This is a genomic window from Variovorax durovernensis, from assembly GCF_977011995.1.
In genome coordinates this window covers 252,501-276,442 of the sequence record NZ_CDRNCW010000001.1, presented here as the reverse complement: position 1 = coordinate 276,442, position 23,942 = coordinate 252,501, and the positions used below count along the sequence as shown (strand labels likewise).

17 protein-coding genes and 2 rRNA genes (1 of these 19 only partly in view) are annotated in these 23,942 nt (G+C 65.7%); 5 read left to right on the top strand and 14 right to left on the bottom strand.

The features are described from left to right. Window positions 1-26 precede the first annotated feature (26 nt). From ACWV14_RS01285 to ACWV14_RS01255, 7 genes are all read right to left on the bottom strand, one after another. Window positions 27-761, bottom strand: coding sequence for an IclR family transcriptional regulator (locus ACWV14_RS01285; RefSeq protein ID WP_454902004.1), 735 nt, complete (start codon window positions 759-761; stop codon window positions 27-29). 143 nt (window positions 762-904) lie between these two features. Next, on the bottom strand, window positions 905-2,632 hold the full coding sequence (gene hutU, locus ACWV14_RS01280; protein ID WP_454902002.1) for a urocanate hydratase: 1,728 nt from the start codon (window positions 2,630-2,632) through the stop codon (window positions 905-907). Window positions 2,633-2,662: 30 nt separating this feature from the next. Next, window positions 2,663-4,222: a histidine ammonia-lyase gene (gene hutH / locus ACWV14_RS01275; RefSeq protein WP_454902000.1), complete on the bottom strand. Its 1,560-nt coding sequence runs from the start codon at window positions 4,220-4,222 to the stop codon at window positions 2,663-2,665. A 61-nt stretch (window positions 4,223-4,283) separates the two neighbouring features. Beyond that, window positions 4,284-5,021 carry a histidine utilization repressor gene (hutC, locus tag ACWV14_RS01270; RefSeq protein WP_422088870.1) on the bottom strand — a complete coding sequence of 246 codons (738 nt, stop codon included), beginning with the start codon at window positions 5,019-5,021 and terminating at the stop codon, window positions 4,284-4,286. Window positions 5,022-5,160: 139 nt separating this feature from the next. Next, a complete protein-coding gene (locus ACWV14_RS01265; protein ID WP_454901998.1) occupies window positions 5,161-5,955 on the bottom strand; it encodes an ABC transporter ATP-binding protein in 795 nt (264 codons plus the stop codon). Further along, window positions 5,940-6,815, bottom strand: a complete 876-nt coding sequence (locus ACWV14_RS01260) for an ABC transporter permease (protein ID WP_454901996.1) — start codon at window positions 6,813-6,815, stop codon at window positions 5,940-5,942. The genes ACWV14_RS01265 and ACWV14_RS01260 overlap by 16 nt, the downstream gene beginning before the upstream one ends. Then, window positions 6,796-7,767, bottom strand: a complete 972-nt coding sequence (locus tag ACWV14_RS01255; protein WP_081271417.1) for an ABC transporter substrate-binding protein — start codon at window positions 7,765-7,767, stop codon at window positions 6,796-6,798. The genes ACWV14_RS01260 and ACWV14_RS01255 overlap by 20 nt, the downstream gene beginning before the upstream one ends. A gap of 290 nt (window positions 7,768-8,057) precedes the next feature. Here ACWV14_RS01255 and recQ point away from each other — a divergent pair, with 290 nt between their 5' ends. After that, a complete protein-coding gene (recQ, locus tag ACWV14_RS01250) occupies window positions 8,058-9,950 on the top strand; it encodes a DNA helicase RecQ (RefSeq protein ID WP_454901994.1) in 1,893 nt (630 codons plus the stop codon). Window positions 9,951-9,970: 20 nt separating this feature from the next. Continuing rightward, complete coding sequence (locus ACWV14_RS01245) at window positions 9,971-10,852, top strand: LysR family transcriptional regulator (protein WP_454901992.1); 882 nt, start codon at window positions 9,971-9,973, stop codon at window positions 10,850-10,852. A 2-nt stretch (window positions 10,853-10,854) separates the two neighbouring features. Here ACWV14_RS01245 and ACWV14_RS01240 read toward each other — a convergent pair whose 3' ends face one another. From ACWV14_RS01240 to ACWV14_RS01220, 5 genes are all read right to left on the bottom strand, one after another. Continuing rightward, window positions 10,855-11,847, bottom strand: a complete 993-nt coding sequence (locus tag ACWV14_RS01240; RefSeq protein ID WP_454901990.1) for a tripartite tricarboxylate transporter substrate binding protein — start codon at window positions 11,845-11,847, stop codon at window positions 10,855-10,857. After that, a complete protein-coding gene (locus ACWV14_RS01235; protein WP_454901988.1) occupies window positions 11,844-12,683 on the bottom strand; it encodes an amidohydrolase family protein in 840 nt (279 codons plus the stop codon). The genes ACWV14_RS01240 and ACWV14_RS01235 overlap by 4 nt, the downstream gene beginning before the upstream one ends. A 127-nt stretch (window positions 12,684-12,810) precedes the next feature. After that, window positions 12,811-13,989 carry a nucleoside hydrolase gene (locus ACWV14_RS01230; protein WP_454901986.1) on the bottom strand — a complete coding sequence of 393 codons (1,179 nt, stop codon included), beginning with the start codon at window positions 13,987-13,989 and terminating at the stop codon, window positions 12,811-12,813. 152 nt (window positions 13,990-14,141) lie between these two features. Next, on the bottom strand, window positions 14,142-15,758 hold the full coding sequence (locus ACWV14_RS01225; RefSeq protein WP_454901984.1) for a S41 family peptidase: 1,617 nt from the start codon (window positions 15,756-15,758) through the stop codon (window positions 14,142-14,144). Between the two features lie 120 nt (window positions 15,759-15,878). Further along, complete coding sequence (locus ACWV14_RS01220) at window positions 15,879-18,203, bottom strand: ATP-binding protein (protein WP_422088878.1); 2,325 nt, start codon at window positions 18,201-18,203, stop codon at window positions 15,879-15,881. A gap of 115 nt (window positions 18,204-18,318) precedes the next feature. Here ACWV14_RS01220 and ACWV14_RS01215 point away from each other — a divergent pair, with 115 nt between their 5' ends. The 3 genes from ACWV14_RS01215 (at window position 18,319) to ACWV14_RS01205 (ending at window position 21,807) form a co-directional block, all read left to right on the top strand. After that, window positions 18,319-19,518 (top strand): threonine ammonia-lyase, encoded by a 1,200-nt coding sequence (locus ACWV14_RS01215; protein WP_422088879.1) that lies wholly within the window; start codon window positions 18,319-18,321, stop codon window positions 19,516-19,518. A 111-nt stretch (window positions 19,519-19,629) separates the two neighbouring features. After that, the gene (locus ACWV14_RS01210) at window positions 19,630-19,782 is read left to right on the top strand and encodes a hypothetical protein (protein WP_454901981.1); all 153 of its coding nucleotides are present in this window, start codon (window positions 19,630-19,632) and stop codon (window positions 19,780-19,782) included. A 153-nt stretch (window positions 19,783-19,935) separates the two neighbouring features. Further along, window positions 19,936-21,807: a phosphoenolpyruvate carboxykinase (GTP) gene (locus ACWV14_RS01205; RefSeq protein ID WP_454901979.1), complete on the top strand. Its 1,872-nt coding sequence runs from the start codon at window positions 19,936-19,938 to the stop codon at window positions 21,805-21,807. A gap of 161 nt (window positions 21,808-21,968) precedes the next feature. On the opposite strand, the gene rrf is transcribed toward ACWV14_RS01205, so the two are convergent. Together rrf and ACWV14_RS01195 are read right to left on the bottom strand one after the other, a co-directional pair. Further along, a 5S ribosomal RNA gene (gene rrf / locus ACWV14_RS01200) occupies window positions 21,969-22,081 on the bottom strand. Window positions 22,082-22,209: 128 nt separating this feature from the next. After that, a 23S ribosomal RNA gene (locus ACWV14_RS01195) occupies window positions 22,210-23,942 on the bottom strand (it continues 1,138 nt past the right edge of the window).

Genomic DNA, 23,942 nt, shown 5'->3' with positions numbered 1-23,942 from the left:
AGTAAAGAAGAAAAAGCAGCGCGCGACTACTGCAGGGCGCGAGAGATGCGGGCCGCCGTGACGACGGTCATGTGGAGCAATGCAGCTTCCATGCCCTCGACGCGCGTGAGCGGCGCCATGAGCGTGATCGCGCCGCGCAGCCGGCGGCCCGAGGCCAGCACCGGTGCGCTCGCGCCCCACACGCCGGCATCGACCTCGCCGTGGGTCACGGCATGGCCGGCTTCGCGGATGGCATCGAGTTCGGCGGCGCGTTCGGCGCGGCGCCCGGGGCTTTCGTCGAGACCGTCGAGCAAGGCGTCGCGCTGGTCCAGCGGCATGTGGGCCAGCAGGCACTTGGCGCTGGCGCCGTCGCGCGCGGGCACGCTGCGGCCGCGGTCGAAGGAGCAGCGCAGCGACTGCTCGCTGTCGATCATCTCCAGGCACACCACGCGGTCGTTCACCGCCGTGACCAGCGCGACGCTTTCATGCGTCTGCCGGGCAAGCTCGCGCATGTCGGCGCGCGCGGCCATCACGAGGTCGGAGTTGCCGTCGAAGCCGCTGGCGAGCTGCACGCTCACCGGGCCCGGCGAGTACCGGCCCTCGGACTCCATCACGAAGCCCCAGCGCCGCAGCGTGGCGATCTGACGGTACAGCGTGCTCTGCGACAGGCCGGTGGCCTGCACCAGCTCGGCCGCCGTCATCGCCGACTTGCTCTGCGCCAGCACCGACAGCACGAACAGGGCGCGGTCGTTGTGGGCAGGAGCGTCGGTCGGAGACGTCATCGAAGGCAGTCGCTGAAGGTCGAAAGTGGATGAAGCGGCGTGCAGTATCTTGCTCGCCGTTCTCACTTCCAAGCCTTGATTCCCATTCGATGGGAATGAGCGCGTTTTTTCTTTCTACCTTCGTCTTACCGCCCGGCTGGCCTTCACTTCGCCATCGGCAGCTTCAGGCCCTGCTTCTTCGCGGTGGCGATGGCGATGTCGTAGCCGGCGTCGGCATGGCGCATGACGCCGGTGGCCGGGTCGTTGAAGAGCACGCGCTCGATGCGCTTGGCCGCGGCGTCGGTGCCGTCGCACACGATCACCACGCCCGAATGCTGCGAGTAGCCCATGCCCACTCCGCCGCCGTGGTGCAGGCTGACCCAGGTGGCGCCGCCGGCCGTGTTGAGCAGCGCGTTGAGCAGCGGCCAGTCGGACACGGCATCGGTGCCGTCCTTCATGGCCTCGGTCTCGCGGTTGGGGCTGGCGACCGAGCCGGTGTCCAGGTGGTCGCGGCCGATGACGATGGGCGCCTTCAGCTCGCCGTTCTTCACCATCTCGTTGAAGGCCAGGCCGGCGATGTGGCGCTCGCCCAGGCCAAGCCAGCAGATGCGCGCCGGCAGGCCCTGGAAGCTGATGCGCTCGCGCGCCATGTCGAGCCAGCGGTGCGTGTGCTTGTTCTCGGGGAACAGCTCCTTGATCTTGGCGTCGGTCTTGTAGATGTCTTCCGGGTCGCCCGAGAGCGCCACCCAGCGGAACGGGCCCTTGCCTTCGCAGAACAGCGGTCGGATGTAGGCCGGCACGAAACCTGGGAAGTCGAAGGCGTTCTTCACACCCTCGTCGAACGCGACCTGGCGGATGTTGTTGCCGTAGTCGACCGTGGGGATGCCCATGGACTGGAAGTCGAGCATGGCCTGCACGTGCACGGCGCAAGACCTGGCGGCGGCCTTCTTCAGCGCGTCGTGCTGCGAGGCGTCCTTCATGGCCGCTTGCCATTGCGGCACGCTCCAGCCCGAAGGCAGGTAGCCGTTGATCAGGTCGTGCGCGGAGGTCTGGTCGGTCACGAGGTCGGGCTTCAGGCCACCGGCCTTCGCGCGCTTCACGAGTTCAGGAAGGATGTCGGCCGCGTTGCCCAGCAGAGCGATCGACACGGCTTCCTTCGCGTCGCAGTGCTGCTTGATCAGCTCGAAGGCATGGTCGATGTCGCGCGCCTGCTTGTCGACGTAGCGCGTGCGCAGCCGGAAGTCGATGCTCGACTGCTGGCATTCGATGTTGAGCGACACCGCGCCGGCCAGCGTGGCCGCCAGCGGCTGCGCGCCGCCCATGCCGCCCAGGCCGGCCGTGAGGATCCACTTGCCAGCGAGGCTGTTGTTGTAGTGCTGGCGGCCGGCTTCGACGAAGGTCTCGAAGGTGCCCTGCACGATGCCCTGGCTGCCGATGTAGATCCAGCTGCCGGCCGTCATCTGGCCGTACATGAAGAGGCCCTGGCGGTCGAGTTCGTTGAAGTGCTCCCAGTTGGCCCACTTCGGCACGAGGTTGGAGTTGGCGAGCAGTACGCGCGGTGCGTTCTCGTGCGTCTTGAACACGCCGACCGGCTTGCCCGACTGGATGAGCAGCGTCTCGTCGTCGTTCAGTTCCTTCAGCGACGCGAGGATCTGGTCGTAGCAGGCCCAGTTGCGCGCGGCGCGGCCGATGCCGCCGTACACCACCAGGTCTTGCGGGCGCTCGGCCACCTCGGCGTCGAGGTTGTTCTGCAGCATGCGGAACGGCGCTTCGGTGAGCCAGCTCTTGCAGTTGAGCTCGCTGCCGCGCGGGGCGCGGATCACGCGGGTCGGGTCGTGGCGCGGGTCGGCAGCATCAGGGTTGTTCAGGGCGAATTTCTCGGGAGCGTTCATGGCGTGGTTCTCCTATCTGTCGGGTGTGTTTTACGAGTGGCTGGGCAGGATGTCGAGCAGCGCGGCCGGCAGCTCGGCCTTCAGCGCCCACTGGCGCATGGCTTCGATGTCGGGGGCGAGGTAGCGGTCGCGCTCGAGGAAGGCGACCTTCTGGCGGATGCTGGCGAATTCGGCCTCGACCAGCGGCGAGCTCTTGAGCTTGCGTTTGAGTTCGATGCCTTGCGCGGCGGCCATGGCTTCGATGCCGACGACCACGGTCGTGTTGTCGACCATGTCGGCCAGGCGCCGGCCCGCGAAGGTGGCCATCGACACATGGTCTTCCTGGTTGGCGGAAGTGGGCAGGCTGTCGACGCTGGCGGGATGTGCGAGCGACTTGTTCTCCGAAGCCAGCGCCGCGGCCGTGACCTGCGCGATCATGAAGCCGGAGTTGAGGCCGCCGTCGCGCACCAGGAAAGGCGGCAGGCCCGACAGGCCGCTGTCGAGCAGCAGCGCAAGACGGCGCTCGGCAATCGCGCCGACTTCGCTGACGGCCAGCGCAATGATGTCGGCCGCGAAGGCGACGGGCTCGGCGTGGAAGTTGCCGCCCGAAATCACTTCACCGGTGTCGCAGAACACCAGCGGGTTGTCCGATGCGGCGTTGGCTTCGATCACCAGCACGCGCGCGGCATGCGCGAGGTTGTCGAGGCAGGCGCCCATCACCTGCGGGATGCAGCGCACCGAGTACGGGTCTTGCACGCGGCCGCAGTCGGCATGCGAGGGAACGATTTCGCTGCCTTCGAGCAAGGTGCGCACCGCGCCCGCCACGGCGATCTGGCCCGGCTGGCCGCGCGCGGCGTGGATGCGTGCATCGAACGGCTTGATCGAACCCTGGATGGCTTCGAGCGACAGCGCGCCCGACATCAGCGCCGAGGCGAACACGTCTTCCGCGCCGAACAGGCCGGCCAGCGCCAGCGCGGTCGACACCTGCGTGCCGTTGAGCAGCGCCAGGCCTTCCTTGGGGCCGAGCACGAAGGGCTCGAGGCCGATGCTGCGCATCGCCTCGGCACCGCCGACCAGCTTGCCGTCGGCCAGCATCGCCTGGCCTTCGCCGATCAGCACACAGGCCATGTGCGCGAGCGGCGCGAGGTCGCCGGAAGCGCCGACCGAGCCCTTGCACGGAATGCTCGGCGTGACGCCCGCGTTGAACAGGGCCAGCAGCGCATCGACCAGCGCGGGCCGAACGCCCGAATGGCCGCGCGCCAGGCTCACCGCCTTGGTCGCGAGGATCATGCGCACGACAGGCGCAGCCAGCGGCTCGCCCGTGCCCACGCTGTGCGACAGCACCAGGTTGCGCTGCAGCTCGGCCAGGTGGTCGTTGCCGATGCGCGTGCTCGCGAGCTTGCCGAAGCCGGTGTTGATGCCGTAGACGACCTGGTCGTTCTCGACGATGTGGCGCACGGCGGCCTCGGCGCGCAGCATGCCCTCGCGCACCGACGGGTCGAGCGCAAGCTGCACGCCGCCGGCCTGGATGCGACGCAGCGTCGCAAGGTCGACCTTGCCGGGCATGAGGGTCAAAGTGGCATCTGGAGTGGCGGTGTGATTGCTTGGCATGTGAACCTGTCTATACAAGTGGTTGCGAGAGAAAACGTAGGTCTTTGAGGACGAAAAAAAGCTACCCGAAGCTCGGGTTGCCGTCGGCTCGGAAGCGGCTGCCCAGGCTGTAGCGCGAGGCGGGATGCAGGCAGCGCACCCAGGTCACGGGCGTGTTGCGTATCCAGGTGCGGCGCGTCAGCAGCAGGCAGGGGTCGGTGGGTTCCATCGCGAGCCTCTTTGCCTGCTCGACGTTGGGCAGCACGGCGTCGACAACGTGTTCGATCTGGTCGAAGGGCACGTTGCGCACCAGGTACTCGCTGGGTGGCATGGCGGTGAAGTCTTGCTCGAGGTAGTCGGGCACGACCTGCGGATTGACGTAGCGCTCTTCGAGCTGCACCGGCGTTTCGTTCTCCAGGTGCAGGCAGGCGCTGTGGAAGACCGAGTCGCCCGGGCGCAGGTCGAGCCACGCGGCCACGTCGGGCGAAGCGGCAATGCGTTCGACCTCGATCATTTCGCATCGGTAGTCGTGCCCGCGCTGGCGGATTTCGCTGGCGATGTTGGCGATCTGCAGCAGCGTGGACTGCGGCTTGTTCTCGGCCACGAAGCTGCCGACGCCGGCCACGCGCACGATGCGGCCCTGCTCCACCAGCTCGCGCAGCGCGCGGTTCACCGTCATGCGCGCCATGCCGAACTGCGCCACCAGCTCGTGCTCCGAGGGCAGGCGGTGGCCGGGCGGCCACGTGCCGTCCTGGATCTTGCGGGAGATGTGATCCTTGACTTGCGCATAGAGCGCGAGGGTTGGGAGGTCGCGCTTCATCTCTGCACTTCCGGTCGCTGTTCTGGGCGCGCGCACAGGCCACCGGGTACTCCCCTCCGCGAAGGTCCCCCGTCGGCGTGAGCGCGCCCTGAACGACGCACCTCATGCACAACGCAAGTAACAGAAGAGCAAGCGATCATCAGTGGTCCGCCGCAGCCATCGACTCGGCGCGAATCTCTTCCGTCAGCCGCGCCTTGATTTCCATGAACTCCGGCGAAGTCTTGATCGTGTAGCTGCGCGGATGCGGGAAGTCGACCGCGATCTCCGTCTTGATGCGCCCCGGCCGCGCGCTGAACACCGCCACGCGGTTGGCCATGAAGATCGCCTCGTCGATGTCGTGCGTGACGAACAGCACCGTCTTCTGCGCCGACTCCCAGATGCCCAGCAGCAGCTCCTGCATCAGCACGCGGGTCTGGTTGTCGAGCGCGCCGAAGGGCTCGTCGAGCAGCAGCATCTTGGGGTCGTTGGCGAGTGCGCGCGCAATGGCCGTGCGCTGCTGCATGCCACCCGAAAGCTGCTTCGGAAAATGGTGCTCGAAGCCGCGCAGGCCGACCTTGGCGATGAAGAACTCGCTGCGCTCCTTCTGGTCTGCTTCGCTCATGCCGCGCTCGCGCAGGCCGAAGCGGATGTTCTGCGCCACCGTGAGCCACGGGAACAGCGTGTAGCTCTGGAACACCACGCCGCGGTCGGCGCCCGGGCCTTCGATGCGCTCGCCGTCGAGCAGCACCTGGCCGGTGGTCGGAAAGTCGAGCCCGGCCACGATGCGCAGCAGCGTCGACTTGCCGCAGCCCGAGGGGCCGAGGATGGTGACGAAGTCGTTCTCCTTCACCTCGAAGTCGATCGGCTGCAGCGCCTGTGTGCGCTGGCCCTTGGTGCCGGTGAAGACGCGCGACACGCCCTGGATGGAAAGTTGGTTCTTCACAGTGCGGCCCATGCGAACAGACGGCGGTTGAGTGCCTTGAAAGCGAAGTCGGACAGCAGGCCGATGACGCCGATTACGATGATCCCGAAGATGATCTGGCCGGTGTTCAGCAGCGCCTGGCTGTCGGTGATCATGTGCCCGATGCCCGACGAGGAGCCGATCAGTTCCGCCACGATCACATACGTCCAGGCCCAGCCCAGCACCAGGCGCAGCGTTTCCGCGATGCCCGGCGCCGCGCCCGGAATGAGCACGCGCGCCACGATGCCTCGGCTGTTCGCGCCCAAGGTGTAGGCGGCCTCGACGAGGTCGCGCCGCGCGCCGCCCACGGTGACGGCCACCATCAGCACGATCTGGAAGAACGAGCCGATGAAGATCACCAGCAGCTTCTGCATTTCGCCCAGGCCCGCCCACAGGATGAGCAGCGGAATGAAGGCCGAGGCCGGCAGGTAGCGGCAGAACGAAACGAAGGGCTCGAAGAAGGCCTCGACGGTCTTCCAGGTGCCCATAGCGATGCCCAGCGGCACCGCGAACACGGCCGCCAGCAGGAAGCCGCCGAACACGCGCCACACGGTCATGCCGATGTCGCCGATGAAGCCGTACTCGGTGAAGAGCAGCCAGCCTTCCTTGACCATGGTGGGCGGGCTCGCCAGGAAGGTCGGCGGCACGAAGCCGCCGAGCGTGGCAATGGCCCAGACCAGCACGAAGACGACGAAGAACGCGAGCCCCAGCAGCACGCGCGCACGCGTGCCGATGGGTTCGAGCGGCGCGAGCGCGCGGCGGCGCGCGGGCACGACGACGGCCGGCGACGCAGCCGCCGCGGCGGACGGCGCCTGCGCCATCTGCGGCATGGCCTTACTTGACGAAGCTTGCATCGAAGGTCACGGAAAGATCTTCAGGCGCCTTGCGGATCACGCCGGCTTCCAGAAGGATGGGCGTTGCCTCCTTCATGAAGCTGGTGAGTTCACCCGCGAAGAACTTCTGGTTGGCCGCCTTGTCCTGCCAGCGCAGGAAGGCCGACGACTTGGCGAACTGCTCGCCGCTCTGCTTCACGGCCGAGCCCATGAGTTCGTTCGACTTCTCGGGTTCGGCCTTGATCATGTCCAGCGCGTCGAAGTACGACTTGGTGAGCGCGGCGGCGGCCTTGGCGTTGGCCTTGAGCCAGGTGGGCGCGCAGCCGACGGTGTCCATCACCATCGGGTAGTCGAGCGTGGTGGCCAGGATCTTGCCGGCGGCGGGGTTGGCGCGCACGGTCGACAGGTACGGCTCGTAGGTCATGGCGGCGTCGTTCTGGCCGGCCACGAAGGCCTGGGCCGAAGCCTGCGGCGACAGGGTGGTGGTCTTCACGTCCTTCAGCGTCATGCCGTTCTTGCTGAGCATCCATGCCAGGCCGAAGTAAGGCGCGGTGCCCGGCGCGTCCACGCCGATGGTCTTGCCCTTGAGGTCGGAGAACTTGCTCACGTCGCCGCGCACCGCGAGGCCGTCGGCGCCGTAGGACTTGTCCATCTGGAAGATCTGCACGATGGGCACGCCGTTGGCGTTCCAGGCCACGTGCGTTTCCACCGTGGTCGCCGCGCACTGGATGGCGCCGGAGGCCAGCGCCAGGTGGCGGTCCTTCTGGGGGATCATCTTGAGTTCGACGTCCAGCCCGTTCTTCTTGAAGATGCCGGCCTTGTCGGCCAGCGAGAGCGGCGCGAAGCCGGTCCAGCCCGACATGCCGAGCGCAATCTTCGTTTCCTGGGCGGCGGCCGTTCCGGCCATGCCCGCTGCACATGCACCTGCTGCCAGCAGCGAAGCGACTTTCACAACTACCGTCTTCTTGACCATGGGTACTCCTGGGTCTGTTCTTTGGAAAAAGGCTCGGCGGCGGGCCGGATGACCGGACTGCGCGCGCCTCGCATTGTTGCCAAGCGCCCCAACTTGTATATACAGGATAACCCGAAAGGTCATTTTTGGTGCACCTCATTGGGAAAATGCACCGTTTCGCTGTCTAGACAAGGAAGGTCGCGGGACGGGGACAACTATTGCAAACCCCGTGCCACGGCCACTTGGGTGCCACTGGGGGACAATCGACGGCCCGCGCCCCCAGTCCCTTTCCGCCCCCTCATTCCCCGCCTGTGTCCTCTCTCGCTCCCCGCCCCATCGACGCCTCCGGCAGCAGCGCTCCCGCCGACATCCTCCACGAGGTCTTCGGCTATTCGCAGTTCCGGGGAGCCCAGCAGGACATCGTCGATCACGTGGTGGCCGGCGGCGACGCGCTGGTGCTGATGCCCACGGGCGGCGGCAAGTCGCTGTGCTACCAGATTCCGGCCATCGCCAGGCAGCGCGCGGGCAAGGGCGTGGCGATCGTGGTGTCGCCGCTGATCGCGCTGATGCACGACCAGGTGGGCGCGCTGCACGAGGCCGGCGTGAGCGCGGCCTTTCTCAATTCCACGCTCGACTGGGAAGAGACGCAGGACGTGGAGCGCCGCATGCTGCGCGGCGAGATCACGCTGCTGTACGCGGCGCCCGAGCGGGTGAACACGCCGCGCTTCCTGTCGCAGCTCGATTCGCTGAAGGAGCGCGGCAAGCTGTCGCTCTTCGCCATCGACGAGGCGCATTGCGTGAGCCAGTGGGGCCACGACTTCCGCCCCGAGTACCGCGCGCTCACCGTGCTGCACGAGCGCTATGCGGGCGTGCCGCGCATCGCGCTCACGGCCACTGCCGACAACCTGACGCGCGCCGACATCGTCGAGCGGCTGCAGCTGGAAGAGGCGCGCCAGTTCGTCTCCAGCTTCGACCGGCCGAACATCCGATACACCATCGTCGAGAAGAAAGACGCCACCACGCAGCTGCTGCGCTTCATCGAGCGCGAGCACGAAGGCGACGCCGGCGTGGTCTATTGCCAGTCGCGCAAGCGGGTGGAAGACGTGGCAGTGACGCTGCGCGACGCGGGCATCAACGCCCTGCCCTATCACGCGGGCCTGGACGCGGCGGTGCGCCAGAAGCACCAGGACCGCTTCCTGCGCGAGGAAGGCATCGTGATGGTCGCGACCATCGCCTTCGGCATGGGCATCGACAAGCCCGACGTGCGCTTCGTCGGCCACCTCGACATGCCGAAGAACATCGAGGGCTACTACCAGGAAACCGGCCGCGCCGGCCGCGACGGCGGCCCGGCCGACGCCTGGATGGCCTATGGCCTGCAGGACGTGGTGAACCAGCGCCGCATGATCGACGAGAGCCCCGCCGGCGAAGAGTTCAAGCAGGTGATGCGCGGCAAGCTCGACGCGCTGCTCTCGCTGGCCGAGGCCAGCGACTGCCGCCGCGTGCGCCTGCTGGGCTACTTCGGCGAGAAGAGCACGCCCTGCGGCAACTGCGACAACTGCCTGAACCCGCCGCAGGTGTGGGACGGCACCGATGCCGCGCGCAAGCTGCTGAGCACCATCTACCGCGTGCAGCAGCTGAGCGGCATCAGCTTCGGCGCGGGGCACATCATGGACATCCTGCGCGGCAAGGCCACCGAGAAGGTCAAGCAGTTCGGGCACGAGCGGGTCAGCACCTTCGGCATCGGCGCGGAGTTCAGCGAGGTGCAGTTGCGCGGCGTGCTGCGCCAGCTGATCGCCACCGGCGCGCTGGCGGTGGACGCGGAAGCGTTCAACACGCTAAAGCTCACCGAAGGCTCGCGCGCGGTGCTCAAGGGCGAGGCCCAGGTGACGCTGCGCGAGTCGGTGTCGTCGCCGGCGGAGCGCAAGTCCCGGCGCGAGAAAACCGTCAAGGGCGCGCCCTCGCCGGCCGCCGCCAAGCTCGACGACACCGGCAAGAAGCGCTTCGAGGCGCTCAAGGCCTGGCGTGCCGAGGTCGCAAAGGAACACAACCTGCCGGCCTACGTGATCTTCCACGACGCCACGCTGGCGGCCATTGCCGAGCGCGCGCCGGCCACGCTCGAAGACCTGCAGGGCATCAGCGGGATCGGCACCAAGAAGCTCGAGGCCTACGGGGCCGAAGTGCTGCGGGTCTGCGAAGCGTTCTGACGCAAAAAGAGAGCGCGGCCTTGGACACCCGGCAGATGCGCTGCGTCGTCGCGATTGCCGAAGCCGGCAGTCTCACCAAGGCGGCCGAGCGGCTGGGCCTGGCACAGCCGGCACTCACGCAGACGCTGAACCGGCTGGAGCAGGAACTCGGCACGCGGCTGTTCACGCGCTCGCGCCGCGGCGCTGCGCTGACTGACGCGGGCCTGGCCGTCATCGACGACATGCGCGCCAGCCTTGCCTATGGCGACACGGCCGCCGAGCGTGCCCGCGCGATGGGCGCCGGGCGCGCGGGCCGGCTCACGATCGGCTTCGTGACGCACGCGGTCTACGAGGTGCTGCCGAACGCGCTGCGCCGGCTGCGTGCCGAGCATCCGCAGCTCGACGTGGTGCTGCGCGAGATGAGCAATGCCGAACAGGTGGCGGCGCTGGAGGGCGGGCGCATCGACATCGCGCTGCTGCATCCGCCGGTGTCGGTCACGGCCCGGGTGCACGAGCTGCGGCTGGGCGAGGAGTCGCTGATCGCCGCGCTGCCGGCCGCATGGCCGCTGGAGGCGGACGGCTGCGTCTCGCTCGCCGACATCGCGCGGCACGGGCTGGTGTGGTTTCCGGAGCAGCAGATCCCCGCCTTGCGCGCGCAGCTGCTGGGTGCGCTGCGCCGTGCCGGCCACGAGACGCGGGTGGTGCAGGACGCCAACCGCACGCTGACGGTGCTGTCCTGCGTGGCGGCGGGGCTGGGGTGGTCGCTGCTGCCGCGCTCGGTGCGCGCGCTGCGGCACGAGGGCGTGCGCTATGCCGAGGTGCGCGACGGCGCGGGGCTGCCGCCCTTCGAACTGTCGGCGCTGTGGCTGGCGCGCTCACGGCCGACCTTCGCCGATGCGTTCGCGGCGATGCTGCGCGGCTGACGTCAATCCATCTGGATCTTGTTGTCCTTCGCCAGCTTGGTCCACTTGGCGATCTCGGCACGGCGGAAGCCGTCGAGTTCGGCGGGGCTGGAGCCGATCACCTCGGCGCCCAGCGCTTCGAGCCGGCCGCGCACCTCGGGGGCCTTGAGCGTGGCCGCGAACTCCTTCGAGAGCCGCTGCGCCACCGGCGCGGGCGTGCCGGCCGGCACGAACACCGCATTCCATTCGTAGACCTCATAGCCGGGCAGGCCGGCCTCGGCCACGGTGGGCAGTTGCGGCAGGGCCGGCGCACGCGCCTTGCCGGTCACGGCCAGCGGGCGCAGCTTGCCGTCCTTGATGAAAGGCAGGCTCGAAGCCAGGCTGGCGAAGAACACCGGCACATGGCCCGACATCACGTCGGTGAGCGCGGGACCGCCGCCCTTGTAGGCCACGTGCGTCATCTGCACGCTGGCCATCGAGGCGAACAGCTCGCCCGCCAGGTGCTGCGCCGAGCCGTTGCCCGACGAGGCGTAATTGATGGCGCCCGGCTTCGCCTTGGCCTGCGCGATCAGGTCGGCCACGCTCTTGATCGGCGCCGACGGGTTCACCACCAGCACGTTGGGCACCCTCACCAGCAGCGACACCGGCGCCAGTTCGCGCAGGGTGTCGAAGGGCATCTTGCGCAGCGCCGGGTTCTGCGCGTGGTTGGAAGCGTCGAGCAGCACGGTGTAGCCGTCGGGCGCGCTCTTGGCGACGAGGTCGCCGCCGATGGCGCCACCGGCACCGCCGCGGTTGTCGATCACCACCGGCTGGCCCAGCTTCACCGACAGCTTGGGCGCGACGATGCGCGCCACCGCGTCGACCGTGCCGCCCGGCGGATAGCTGACGACCAGCCGCACCGGCTTGGAAGGCCATGTCTCGGCATGGGCGCAGAAACCGCTCAGCAGCAGGGCCGCGCCCGCGAGGGCGAGGGGAATGGCGCGCAGCAGACGCGCGCGTGGAATTTCATTGGTCATTTGTCGATGTCTCCTGTCTTGAACTTGAACAACCGGGCGGGCGTGTCGACCAGGATGCGGCGCCGCGCGGCGGCATCGGGCACCCAGTCGGCCAGTGCCGCATGGGCGGCGGCGTAGTCGGCAATCTCGCGGTGCTGGGTGTGCGGCCAGTCGCTGCCCCACACCAGGCGATCGGGGCCGAAGGCCTTCAGCAGCGCCTGGGCGGCGTCGCGTGCGGCGACGGCTTCGGTGGCCACGGGCCAGTTGCGGTAGGCGGCCGAGAGCTTGACCCAGACCCGCCCGCAGGCCGCGGCATCGAGCAGCCAGGCAAAGCCTTCATCGGAAGATGCGGGCGCCGATGCGGGCCGGCCGAAGTGGTCCACCACCAGCGCGCAGCCGGCGTCGAGCACGGCTTGCGCGGCCAGCGGCAGGTCGCGCGATTCGCGGTGCAGCTCCACATGCCAGTCCAATGCGCGCACGCGGGCGAAGAGCCGCCGCCAGTCGGGCTGCGAGAAATCGGGCAACGGCATGCCCACGAGGTTGAGGCGGATGCCGCAGACACCGGCGGCGGCCATCGCCTGCAGCGTGGCGTCGTCCACCCCGGGGTCGACCACGGCAACGCCGCGCAGGCGCGCCGGGCACGCACGCAGCGTGTCGATCAGAAACCCGTTGTCAGTACCGAGAAAGCTGGGCTGCACCAGCACGCCATGCGAGGCACCGTGCGCATCGAGCAACCCGAGGTACTCGTCCAGCGTGGCGTCATAGTCGGGCGCATGCCGGCGCGTGGCCGCCAGGGGCAGGCCGCGCACGAACACGTGGGCGTGGCTGTCGATGGCGGTGATGGCGGCGGAGGGCACGGCGTTGTCTCTGGCGGAATCGTTGTGCGTCCGCGAAGTTGCGGACGTGGGCGAGTATCCGAAGGACGGCGCCTGCCTGGAACGTATCTCCCGGTTGTGTTTGGATAAGCGCGGCTTATGGAACCGCTCAGTTCGCCGCCGGCAGCGTGATGGGTACCGGCCGCGTCAGCAGGTCGACATACAGCTCGAAGAAGCGCGCGTTGTCGAACTTCTTCACCACCGTCATCTTTTGCAGCGTGGGGCCGGAGGGCTGAGAGGAATAGCCGATGGAGCGGCCGTTGTCGGGCGCGCCGGGCTTGGCGATCACGTCGACATAGCGGTCGGCGGTCTGCGTGGCGTAGCTAGGGTCGAGCAGATAGGCCAGCGTGAGGGTGTCCCAGATGTTCTGGGTGTAGTCGGGGTTGGTCTCGAAGCCGTTCTTGCCGTCGAAGCCATAGCCGTTGAGCTTCTGGAACACATCGGTCACGGCCGTGGGCTTGGCCGGGTGTGCGATGCGGTCGTAGATGGGCTTGGTGAGGAACACGGTGTCGGTCACGTCCAGCGGCACCACCACCTGCGGGATCGGCAGGCGCACCACGAACTGCGCGGCGTCGGGGTCGAACCACCAGTTGAACTCCGCCGCCTTGGTGGTGTTGCCCGGCACGTCGATGGCGCCGCCCATGTAGATGATCTGCTTGATGAGCGGCACGATCTCGGGGTTCTGCCTGACCGCGAGCGCGATGTTGGTGAGCGGGCCGATGGCCAGGATGGTGATCTCGCCCGGGTTGGCCTTCACCGTATCGACGATGAAATCGACCGCGCCCTTGCGCTGCGCCACGGTGTGGGTGGCAAAGCCGTCGGGCGAGGGCTTGAGGTCGGCGTCGGTCTTGGGCTCCGGGCCTCCCCAGGCGCCCAGGTAGCCGTCGCCGCCGGCACCCGCTGCCAGCTCGGCCTGCACGTCGGCATAGGTGTGGTTGAGCGCGTAGTTGGCTCCCACGTAGACGCCTATGCGGTCGCCCACGCCGAGCCGCTCGACCGACTTCAGCGCATCGGCCACGCCTTGCCTGAGCCACTGGTTGCCCGAAACCACGCTGATACCCATGACCTGCACCTTGCCCTGCGCCTGCAGTTGCGCGGCCATGACGCCGAGCTGGCCGTCGTCGCTCATGGTGTTGTAGTCGCTGTCGATGATGATCTTCTGCGCGGTGGGCGCGGACGTTCCGCCGAAGCCCGGGCCGAGGCCGATGCCCCCTTCTCCGCCACCCCCGCCGCAACCAGCCAGCACCGCGATGACGACGATGAACATCGTCCCGATCCATTTGCGCATTTGCTTCTCCTAAGCGTTTGGTTTTCAGTCGAGAAATCTGAAAGACAAACGTTTCGCAAAGGTTTGCGCAAACGTTTGCCAAACTTTAGGGCGCAAGCCGGCAGCGTGGCAAGCGCTCCGGCTCAGGGTTTTCCGCGAGGTGCGGTGGAGGGTCAGCCCGGCTCGGGGGCGAAGTCGAGCAGGCGGTTGCGGCGCAGCGGCGACTGGTCTATCAGGAAGGGCGCCTCGGCTTCGGCCGGCTGGGCTTTCTCGAGGCCTCGCGCCATCGCCTTGGCCATTGGCGCGGGACAGGAGCCTCCGCTGCGCAAAGCGAGGGCCGCGGCCAGTCGGGCTTCGTTCGGGTCGCCGAGCTGGTGGTCGTAGTCGTCGGCCACGGTGCAGTTGGGCGCAAAGCCGTCGCCGTAGTCGCCGAAGCCCTGCTGGTTCACGCCCTTGACCTGGATCGCGAAATAGGTGGTGCCGCAGTTGTCCTGCGGGTAGAAGCCGTAAGGCTTGCCGCAGGTGGTGCCGCCCACGAGGTTGACCGTCACGCCCACGCCGCGCAGGCTGTTGATGACCGACTCGCTGGCCGAGCAGGTGTCGGGGCTGGTCAGCACGGTCACCCGCGACAGGCCGAGCGAAGGCAGCGCCGCACCGGCGCTGTTGGTGCTGTAGAACGGCATCAGGCTCTGCGCCACCGAGAGGCGGAACGGGTTCTTGTCGTTGAAGGTCAGCAGCTCGAAGGTCTTGCCCGCCGTGGTCGACGGCGCGGCGATCATGTAGGCCAGCCGGCTCGCAATGGCCAGCTGGCCGCCGCCGTTGTAGCGCATGTCGAGCACGAGGTCCTGGATGCCGCCGGGGCTGGACTTGAAGGTGTTCACCGCGTTGATGAGCTGCTGCTCGGAGGTCGCGATGTGGTCGTTGAACAGCATGTAGCCCACCTTGGTGCCGCCGCCCACGTCGAGGACCTTGACGTTCTGCACGGGCGTACTCGTGACGTTGGCCGCCGCCAGGGAAAAGGACGCGTCCGGATCGTTGCCCAGCTTGAAGGTGAAGTTGTGCGACTCGCCCACGGTCTTCGGCGAGAGCGCGTTGTTGATCGTGGCGGCGTTGGCGGCTCCGGTCGCATTGACGAAGTCGACGCCGTCCACGCTCAGCAGCCTGGCGCCGCGCTTGAGCCCGGCGCGGTCGGCGGGCGAATCAGGCTCGACGAGGACCACGCGCAGCTCGCGCGGCGGCCTGGTGGCGATGGAAACGAACTCCGCGCCGTAGCTGACAGACACGCCGCCCTGCGACAGCTGGCGGTATGCCTCGGTGTCGTACACGAAGTGGAAGCGATCCTTGGGCTTGCCCGACGACGTGGTGAGCGGCGTCTTGAGCACGTTGAACCATGCGACTGGCGTGGCGTAGTCGGAAGCCTTGAGCGTGGTCGGCACCTCGCTGTACCAGAGGTAGGTCTCGTCGATCCAGGCGCGCACCCAGCTCTTCTCGTTGTCCAGAGAGCCGGCGCTGTCGGGGTAGGCCAGGCCGGTTTTGGGGTTGGTGCCGGTGCGCGGCGCGGCGCAGAGGCCGGCAACCGATGACGACGCAACGATGCCCGTGCTCGTGCCGGTGCTGGCGGGGGGCGTCGTGTTGTTGCCGGGCAGAAGGCCGATCGGCAAGCCGCCGCCACCACCTCCGCCGCCTCCCCCGCCGCAAGCCGCCACGAGGCAAGCCGCTGCAAGCGCGGCACATGCTGCCCACGTCTTAGAACGCGGCGAGCGCCGCACGTCGACCTTGCGAAATTCCATCTGCTGCTCCTCCTCCTCGTGTCCGCGCCGGCGGACGGGTGTTCCGCTTCGAGGGCGAAGGCTCGCCTTCCAAGCGCTCCTGCGGGTTTCGAACCCGGTTGTTCTTTTTGCTGTCCGCTGCTACTGCAGGAAGCCCATGCCGCGTGACTCGCGCACTTCGGGCTTGATGCGGTGTTCGGCCTCGAGCTGGTCGAGGAATTCGGCCGCCGAGAACTCGGTCGCGAGAATATCGGTCTGCCGTTTCACCGCCGCGAAATCCCCTGGGCACAGCTGTGTCAATTGCGCGAGCCGCGCCTGGATGGCGCCCGTGATGCGCCCGGCATCGCCCGCCAGCGCCTCGGTCACGAACATGCGTTCGCGCTGTGCGGACGTGAGCGGCATGAACTTGATCTTGAAAGTGAAGCGCCGCAGGGCCGCCTGGTCGAGCCGCTCGAGCAGGTTGGTGGTGCAGACGAAGACGCCGTTGAAGCGCTCCATGCCCTGCAGCATCTCGTTGACCTCGGTGACCTCGTAGGTGCGCTGCGCGCCTCGGCGGTCCTGCAGGAAGCTGTCGGCCTCGTCGAGCAGCAGCACGGCCTTTTCGTTCTCGGCCTCGCGGAACATGGCAGCCATGTTCTGCTCGGTCTCGCCGACGTACTTGCTCATGAGGTCGCTGGCCTGCTTGATGATGAGCGGCCGGGCCAGGGCCTTGGCGATGTGCTCGGCCAGCGCGGTCTTGCCGGTGCCGGGCGCGCCGTAGAAGCACAGTGTGCCGTGGCCGCGCGCCTTCAGCGCCTGGACGATGCGCGGGATCTCGAAGCGCGTTTCGACATTGAGCATGTCGAGGTCGTAGGTGGTGACGCTGCGGCGCTCGCCGCGGCCGGTGTCGAGCGTGCCCAGCGCGAGGTCGGCATTGCGCAGCTGGCGCTCGATGAGCGCCTCGACCGAGGCCTCGTCGGTCTTCGCGAGTCCCGCGAAGCGCACGGCGGTGCGGATCTGCGCGGGCGTGAGGCCCTTGCGCTCGGCCAGCTTGGCAGTGAAGGCCTCGGACACGACCACGCCTTCGAGCGTCTTCTTCACGAGCTGCTCGCGCGCGCCGGGCGGCGGCGACTTGAGTTCGAGGTGGTAGGCAAAGCGGCGGCGGAACGCCGGGTCGATCTGCTCGATGCGGTTGGTGACCCACAGCGTGGGCACGGGGTTGGCTTCGAGGATCTGGTTGACCCAGGCCTTGCCGCTGACGCTGCCGCTGGTGGGCGCGGGAATCTGCTCGGCGCGCGCCATGAACTGCGCGGCTTCCGTGCTGATGGGCGGGAAGACGTCCTCGACCTCGTCGAACAGCAAGGCCGCCTGCGCGCTGCCCTTGAGAAACACCTGCGCGATCTGCAGCGAGCGGTAGCGGTCGCGGCCGCTGAGCGAGTTGCCGTCGCGGTCCGCGTATTCGACTTCGAAAAGCTCGAGTCCGGCGGCCTGCGCGACGACCTTGGCCAGCTCGGTCTTGCCGGTGCCCGGCGGCCCGTAGAGCAGCACGTTGACGCCGGGCTCCTTGCGCGCGACGGCGGCGCGCAGCAGCGTGACTAGCATCTGTGCGTCTTCCTGCACGAATGAGAAGTCATGCGGCGTGAGCGCGCTCTTGGCCGAGGGCCGCGTGAACACGGCCATCAGCTCGTTGTGATCGCGGTACTCGCGCATGAGCACCGGCGGCAGCTTCTCGCTGACCTTCATGAGGTCGGCGAGGTCGGTGATGTTGTGCTCCGAGATGAGGTTCTCGACGAGGCCGATGCGTTCGAGCCGCGAGCCCGCGCGCAACGCCTCGCCGACTTCGCTCGCATTCACGCCGGCGATGTCGGCGATGGCGGCATAGGCCTCGGGGGCGTTGTTGACCTTGAACTCGACCAGCAGCGAGCGCAGGTCACGCTGGTAGCGCGCGAGCGTGCCGTAGAGCAGCAGAGCGCGCTCGGCCTTGTTGAGCTGCAGCAGGCCCGCGAGCGCATCGATATTCTTCTCGACCAAGGTCGATTGCTTGCGCAGCGCATGCGTGAGCCAGTCGCGCGTGACGGCCAGCACCGAGAGCAGGTCCTTGGGCTGGTCCTTGGCGTATTCGTCGAGGTAGAAGAACAGCGTGCCTTCTTCGTATGGACCGCGCCATACGCCGTGGCGCTCCAGCAGCGTGCGGCCGTCGAAGTCTTCGACGCCCTTCCATGCTTCGTTGCCGGCGCAGCGGCGTCCGAGGAATTCGCGCAGGCGCTGCAACACCGCAGCGGGCCACACCAGGTGCCGCCCGGTCAGCGACAGCAGGCCGTTGATATCTCGCCGCACATTGAAGCGCGGCCCCTGCTTGGCGGCGAGCGTGAGCACGAAGTGCGAGCACATGAGCTCGAGCACCGGCGCCTCCTTGAGGCCGGGCGACGGCAATGCCTGCCCGCGTACCGCAGCAGCCACGACATCGACACCCGCACGCTTCGCCATCAGGCAACCTCCAACGAGGAAAATCTCGGAGAGACCATAACGCAGACTTTTGGCTTCGGGAAGACCGGCAAACGGTAAAAACCCTCATGGTGCGATTCCAGCCACAATGCGCGCCATGGTCGGAATCGAAGAAATCCAGCGCGCCGCGGCGCGCCTGCAAGGCCAGGTGCTCGATACGCCCTGCGTCGAATCGCGCACGCTGTCGGAGATCGTCGGCGCCCAGGTGTTCCTGAAGTTCGAGAACCTGCAGTTCACATCGTCGTTCAAGGAACGTGGTGCGTGCAACAAGCTGGTCGATCTTTCCGAGAACGGTACACGGGGAGTGATCGCCATGTCTGCCGGCAACCATGCGCAGGGTGTGGCCTATCACGCGCAGCGGCTCGGCCTGCGAGCGCTCATCGTGATGCCGCGATTCACCCCCGGCGTGAAGATCGAACGCACGCGCGGCTTCGGGGCCGAGGTGGTGCTGCACGGCGACACCCTCGACGCAGCCCGCGCCCATGCCCTGGAGCTCGCGGCGCGTGAAGGACTGACCTTCGTCCACCCCTACGACGACGAAGCGATCATCGCGGGCCAGGGCACCGTGGCGCTCGAGATGCTCGACGCGGTGCCCGATCTCGACACGCTGGTGGTGGCCGTCGGCGGCGGCGGGCTGATCGCCGGCATGGCCGTGGCGGCGCGCGAGCGCAAGCCCGGCATCGAGATCGTCGGCGTGCAGACCACTCGCTTTCCGGCAATGGTCAATGCGGTCAAGGGTACGCATCACGCGCAGGGCAAGAGCACGATCGCCGAGGGCATCGCGGTCGGCACGCCGGGTGTGCTGACGCAGGAAATCATCGCGAGCAAGGTCGACGACCTGCTGCTGGTGGACGAAGGCGACATCGAGCAGGGCGTACTGATGCTGCTCGAGATCGAAAAGACACTGGTCGAAGGCGCCGGCGCGGCGGGGCTGGCGGCGCTGATCCGTCACCCGGAGCGCTTCAAGGGCAAGCGCGTCGGACTGGTTCTTTCCGGCGGCAACATCGATCCGCTGCTGCTCGCAGCCATCATCGAACGGGGCATGGTGCGGGCCGGGCGGCTGGCCCGCGTGCGCGTGAGTGCGCGCGACGTGCCGGGCTCGCTGGCCCAGATCACGGCCACTGTGGCAGAAGCGGGCGCTAACGTCGATGAGGTTCACCACCAACGCGCATTCACGATGCTGGCTGCGCAGAACGTCGACATCGAGCTCGTGCTGCAGACCCGTGGACGCGCCCACTTGGCAAGCGTGCTGACGGCGCTGAAGGATGCGGGCTTCGAGGCCGAGGAGCAGCATTAGCCGTCAGCCGGCGGACGGCCAGGGGGCTCGGAAGCCCCTAGAGCCGTTCGCGGCTACCCGCCGGTAAAATGCCCCTCAGTCTGTCAATTTGTGTATTCGAGGTACTTCCCGATGTCCAACCCCACTCCCGTCGAGCCCGGCCAAAGCGCCGCGGTTGAAAAGGACGCCGTCGAATCGGTCGTTCACCTGATGCCGCTGGTGCTTCCACTGGCAGGCGGCGTGCTGATGCTGCTGCTGGCGTCGATCGCGGTGTACATGGCCTGACACTGACAGTCATTGGCGCTTTTGTCCGCGGGCAGTGCGGCCCGCGTTGACGCAGTCTCCCTAAGCGAAACGTTTTCTCAAACGGACCTCCGTGCCTGAGCAGGCACGGCGCCCCGTTCGGAAAGACGATTTTTCAACTTAGGAGATTTTCCGATGAACGCACCCACGATGAAGGGCCTCACCATTCAGGCGCCCTCATACGTCAAGAACGCCAAGCTGATCGCCTGGGTGGCCGATATGGCCGCGCTGTGCAAACCCGAAGCCATCCATTGGTGCGACGGCAGCAAGGAAGAATACGACCGCCTCTGCCAGCAGCTGGTCGACGCCGGCACGTTCAAGAAGCTCAACCCGGTCAAGCGCCCCAACTCGTTCCTCGCGGTTTCCGACCCGAGCGACGTGGCGCGCGTGGAAGACCGCACCTACATCTGCTCCGCGCAGAAAGAGAACGCCGGCCCGACCAACAACTGGATGGCGCCCGCCGAGATGCGCGCGACTCTACAACCGCTGTTCGACGGCTGCATGAAGGGCCGCACTATGTATGTCGTGCCGTTCAGCATGGGGCCGCTGGGTTCGCCCATTGCGCACATCGGCATCGAGCTGTCGGACTCGCCGTATGTGGCGGTCAACATGCGCATCATGACCCGCATGGGCAAGGCCGTTTACGACGTGCTGGGCACCGACGGTGAATTCGTGCCTTGCGTGCACACCGTGGGCGCACCGCTCGAGGCCGGCCAGAAGGACGTCTCCTGGCCCTGCAACAAGACCAAGTACATCGTCCACTACCCCGAGACGCGCGAGATCTGGAGCTATGGCTCCGGCTATGGCGGCAACGCACTGCTGGGCAAGAAGTGCTTCGCGCTGCGCATCGCCTCGAACATGGGTCGCGACGAGGGCTGGCTGGCCGAACACATGCTCATCCTGGGCGTGACGAATCCTGAAGGCAAGAAGTACCACGTGGCGGCTGCATTCCCGAGCGCTTGCGGCAAGACGAACTTCTCGATGCTCGTGCCCCCGGCCGGCTTCGAAGGCTGGAAGGTCACGACCATCGGCGACGACATCGCCTGGATCAAGCCGCAAGCCGATGGCTCGCTGCGTGCCATCAACCCCGAAGCGGGTTATTTCGGCGTGGCCCCCGGCACGAACATGCTGACGAACCCGAACTGCATGCGCAGCCTGGACGACGGCGTGATCTTCACCAATGTCGCGCTGACAGACGACGGCGACGTGTGGTGGGAAGGCATGGAGCAAGATGCACCGGGCAAGGCGCTTCCGTCGCACCTGATCGACTGGCAGGGCAAGGACTGGACGCCGCAGATCGCCAAGGAAACCGGCGCCAAGGCTGCTCACCCGAACGCCCGCTTTACCGTGGCCGCGACCAACAATCCCGCGCTCGACGAAGCCTGGGACGATCCGAAGGGCGTGACCATCGACGCCTTCATCTTCGGCGGCCGCCGCTCGACCACCGTGCCGCTCGTCACTGAAGCCCGCAACTGGGTCGAGGGCGTCTACATGGCCGCGACGATGGGTTCGGAAACGACTGCTGCCGCCGCTGGCCAGCAGGGTGTTGTACGTCGCGACCCATTCGCGATGCTGCCGTTCATGGGCTACAACATGAGCGACTACTTCCAGCATTGGCTCGACCTCGGGAAGAAGCTCGAAGCCTCTGGCGCGAAACTGCCGAAGATCTACACGACCAACTGGTTCCGCAAAGGCGCAGACGGCAAATTCGTGTGGCCTGGTTATGGCGAAAACATGCGCGTACTGAAGTGGATGATTGATCGTGTCGAAGGCAACAAGAAGGAAGGCATTGAGCACATCACCGGCGTAAGCCCGCGCTATGAAGATCTAAACTGGACGGGGCTCGATTTCAGCGCCGAGCAATTTGCGACGGTGACCAGTATCGACAAGGCAGCTTGGGAGGCCGAGCTGAAGTTGCATTCAGAGCTGTTCAAGCAGTTGGAGCATCATTTGCCGAAGGAATTGCCGCAGACGAAGGCTGCGATCGAGCAGCGCCTGGCTGCCTGATTAGCATCAGCGCTTGAATAAGAAAGCCCGATGGATGCGAGTCCATCGGGCTTTTTGTTTCTGCGTATTTAAAAAGCAGAGCTTTTCGCAATGCATTCTCCAGATCTCCAAAGCAAAAAACCCCAGTCAATAGATTGACTGGGGTTTTCTGGGCTGTAAGAGCCTGACGATGACCTACTTTCACACGGGAACCCGCACTATCATCGGCGCTGAGTCGTTTCACTGTCCTGTTCGGGATGGGAAGGAGTGGGACCAACTCGCTATGGTCATCAGGCATAAAGGGTTGTCCGGTTGATCACGCGATCAATCGAACGAATTCATAGAGTTTGGAATCAGCTTTTGGCGAATTGTTTTGAATGCGTCAACTTGGCATAACACCTTGATCTGATCGATCAAAGTTATAGGGTCAAGCCGCACGAGCAATTAGTATCAGTTAGCTTAACGCATTACTGCGCTTCCACACCTGACCTATCAACGTCCTGGTCTTGAACGACTCTTCAGGGGGCTCAAGGCCCCGGCAGATCTCATCTTGAAACGAGTTTCCCGCTTAGATGCTTTCAGCGGTTATCTCTTCCACACTTAGCTACTCGGCAATGCCACTGGCGTGACAACCGATACACCAGAGGTGTGTCCACTCCGGTCCTCTCGTACTAGGAGCAGGCTTCCTCAAATCTGCAGCGCCCACGGAAGATAGGGACCAAACTGTCTCACGACGTTTTAAACCCAGCTCACGTACCTCTTTAAATGGCGAACAGCCATACCCTTGGGACCGGCTACAGCCCCAGGATGAGATGAGCCGACATCGAGGTGCCAAACACCGCCGTCGATATGAACTCTTGGGCGGTATCAGCCTGTTATCCCCAGAGTACCTTTTATCCGTTGAGCGATGGCCCTTCCATACAGAACCACCGGATCACTATGTCCTGCTTTCGCATCTGCTCGACTTGTCAGTCTCGCAGTTAAGCACGCTTATGCCATTGCACTATCGTCACGATGTCCGACCGTAACTAGCGTACCTTCGAACTCCTCCGTTACGCTTTGGGAGGAGACCGCCCCAGTCAAACTGCCTACCATGCACTGTCCCCGATCCAGATAATGGACCTAGGTTAGAACCTCAAACACACCAGGGTGGTATTTCAACGTTGGCTCCACAAGATCTAGCGACCCTGCTTCAAAGCCTCCCACCTATCCTACACAGATCTGTTCAAAGTCCAATACAAAGCTACAGTAAAGGTTCATGGGGTCTTTCCGTCTTTCCGCGGGGAGATTGCATCATCACAAACATTTCAACTTCGCTGAGTCTCAGGAGGAGACAGTGTGGCCATCGTTACGCCATTCGTGCAGGTCGGAACTTACCCGACAAGGAATTTCGCTACCTTAGGACCGTTATAGTTACGGCCGCCGTTTACTGGGACTTCAATCAAGAGCTTGCACCCCATCATTTAATCTTCCAGCACCGGGCAGGCGTCACACCCTATACGTCCACTTTCGTGTTTGCAGAGTGCTGTGTTTTTAATAAACAGTCGCAGCCACCGATTTTTTGCAACCCATTCATGCTCCGTTGTTCACTTCACACTAATAGGGCACACCTTCTTCCGAAGTTACGGTGTCAATTTGCCGAGTTCCTTCTCCTGAGTTCTCTCAAGCGCCTTAGAATACTCATCTCGCGCACCAGTGTCGGTTTGCGGTACGGTCGTATATAGCTGAAGCTTAGTGGCTTTTCCTGGAACCTCGTTCAGTCACTTCACCAGCAAGCTGGCTCGATCGTTGGCCTCGGTATATGTGCACCGGATTTGCCTAATGCACGCCTACATCCAACTAAACCGGGATATCCAACACCCGGATGACCTATTAAGATCCGTCCCCACATCGCACTATATATCGGTACAGGAATATTGACCTGTTTCCCATCAGCTACGCATCTCTGCCTCGCCTTAGGGGCCGACTCACTCTACGCCGATGAACGTTGCGTAGAAAACCTTGCGCTTACGGCGAGGGGGCTTTTCACCCCCTTTAACGCTACTCATGTCAGCATTCGCACTTCTGATACCTCCAGCACGCTTTACAACGCACCTTCACAGGCTTACAGAACGCTCTCCTACCACTTGCAATAAATTGCAAATCCGCAGCTTCGG

What these genes read in the sequence shown, in the direction of transcription:
- ACWV14_RS01285 (WP_454902004.1), bottom strand. Translation starts at nt 761, where the DNA reads ATGACGTCTCCGACCGACGCTCCTGCCCACAACGACCGCGCCCTGTTC.
- hutU (WP_454902002.1), bottom strand. Translation starts at nt 2,632, where the DNA reads ATGAACGCTCCCGAGAAATTCGCCCTGAACAACCCTGATGCTGCCGAC.
- hutH (WP_454902000.1), bottom strand. Translation starts at nt 4,222, where the DNA reads ATGCCAAGCAATCACACCGCCACTCCAGATGCCACTTTGACCCTCATG.
- hutC (WP_422088870.1), bottom strand. Translation starts at nt 5,021, where the DNA reads ATGAAGCGCGACCTCCCAACCCTCGCGCTCTATGCGCAAGTCAAGGAT.
- ACWV14_RS01265 (WP_454901998.1), bottom strand. Translation starts at nt 5,955, where the DNA reads ATGGGCCGCACTGTGAAGAACCAACTTTCCATCCAGGGCGTGTCGCGC.
- ACWV14_RS01260 (WP_454901996.1), bottom strand. Translation starts at nt 6,815, where the DNA reads ATGCAAGCTTCGTCAAGTAAGGCCATGCCGCAGATGGCGCAGGCGCCG.
- ACWV14_RS01255 (WP_081271417.1), bottom strand. Translation starts at nt 7,767, where the DNA reads ATGGTCAAGAAGACGGTAGTTGTGAAAGTCGCTTCGCTGCTGGCAGCA.
- ACWV14_RS01240 (WP_454901990.1), bottom strand. Translation starts at nt 11,847, where the DNA reads ATGACCAATGAAATTCCACGCGCGCGTCTGCTGCGCGCCATTCCCCTC.
- ACWV14_RS01230 (WP_454901986.1), bottom strand. Translation starts at nt 13,989, where the DNA reads ATGCGCAAATGGATCGGGACGATGTTCATCGTCGTCATCGCGGTGCTG.
- ACWV14_RS01225 (WP_454901984.1), bottom strand. Translation starts at nt 15,758, where the DNA reads ATGGAATTTCGCAAGGTCGACGTGCGGCGCTCGCCGCGTTCTAAGACG.
- ACWV14_RS01220 (WP_422088878.1), bottom strand. Translation starts at nt 18,203, where the DNA reads ATGGCGAAGCGTGCGGGTGTCGATGTCGTGGCTGCTGCGGTACGCGGG.
- ACWV14_RS01215 (WP_422088879.1), top strand. Translation starts at nt 18,319, where the DNA reads ATGGTCGGAATCGAAGAAATCCAGCGCGCCGCGGCGCGCCTGCAAGGC.
- ACWV14_RS01210 (WP_454901981.1), top strand. Translation starts at nt 19,630, where the DNA reads ATGTCCAACCCCACTCCCGTCGAGCCCGGCCAAAGCGCCGCGGTTGAA.
- ACWV14_RS01205 (WP_454901979.1), top strand. Translation starts at nt 19,936, where the DNA reads ATGAACGCACCCACGATGAAGGGCCTCACCATTCAGGCGCCCTCATAC.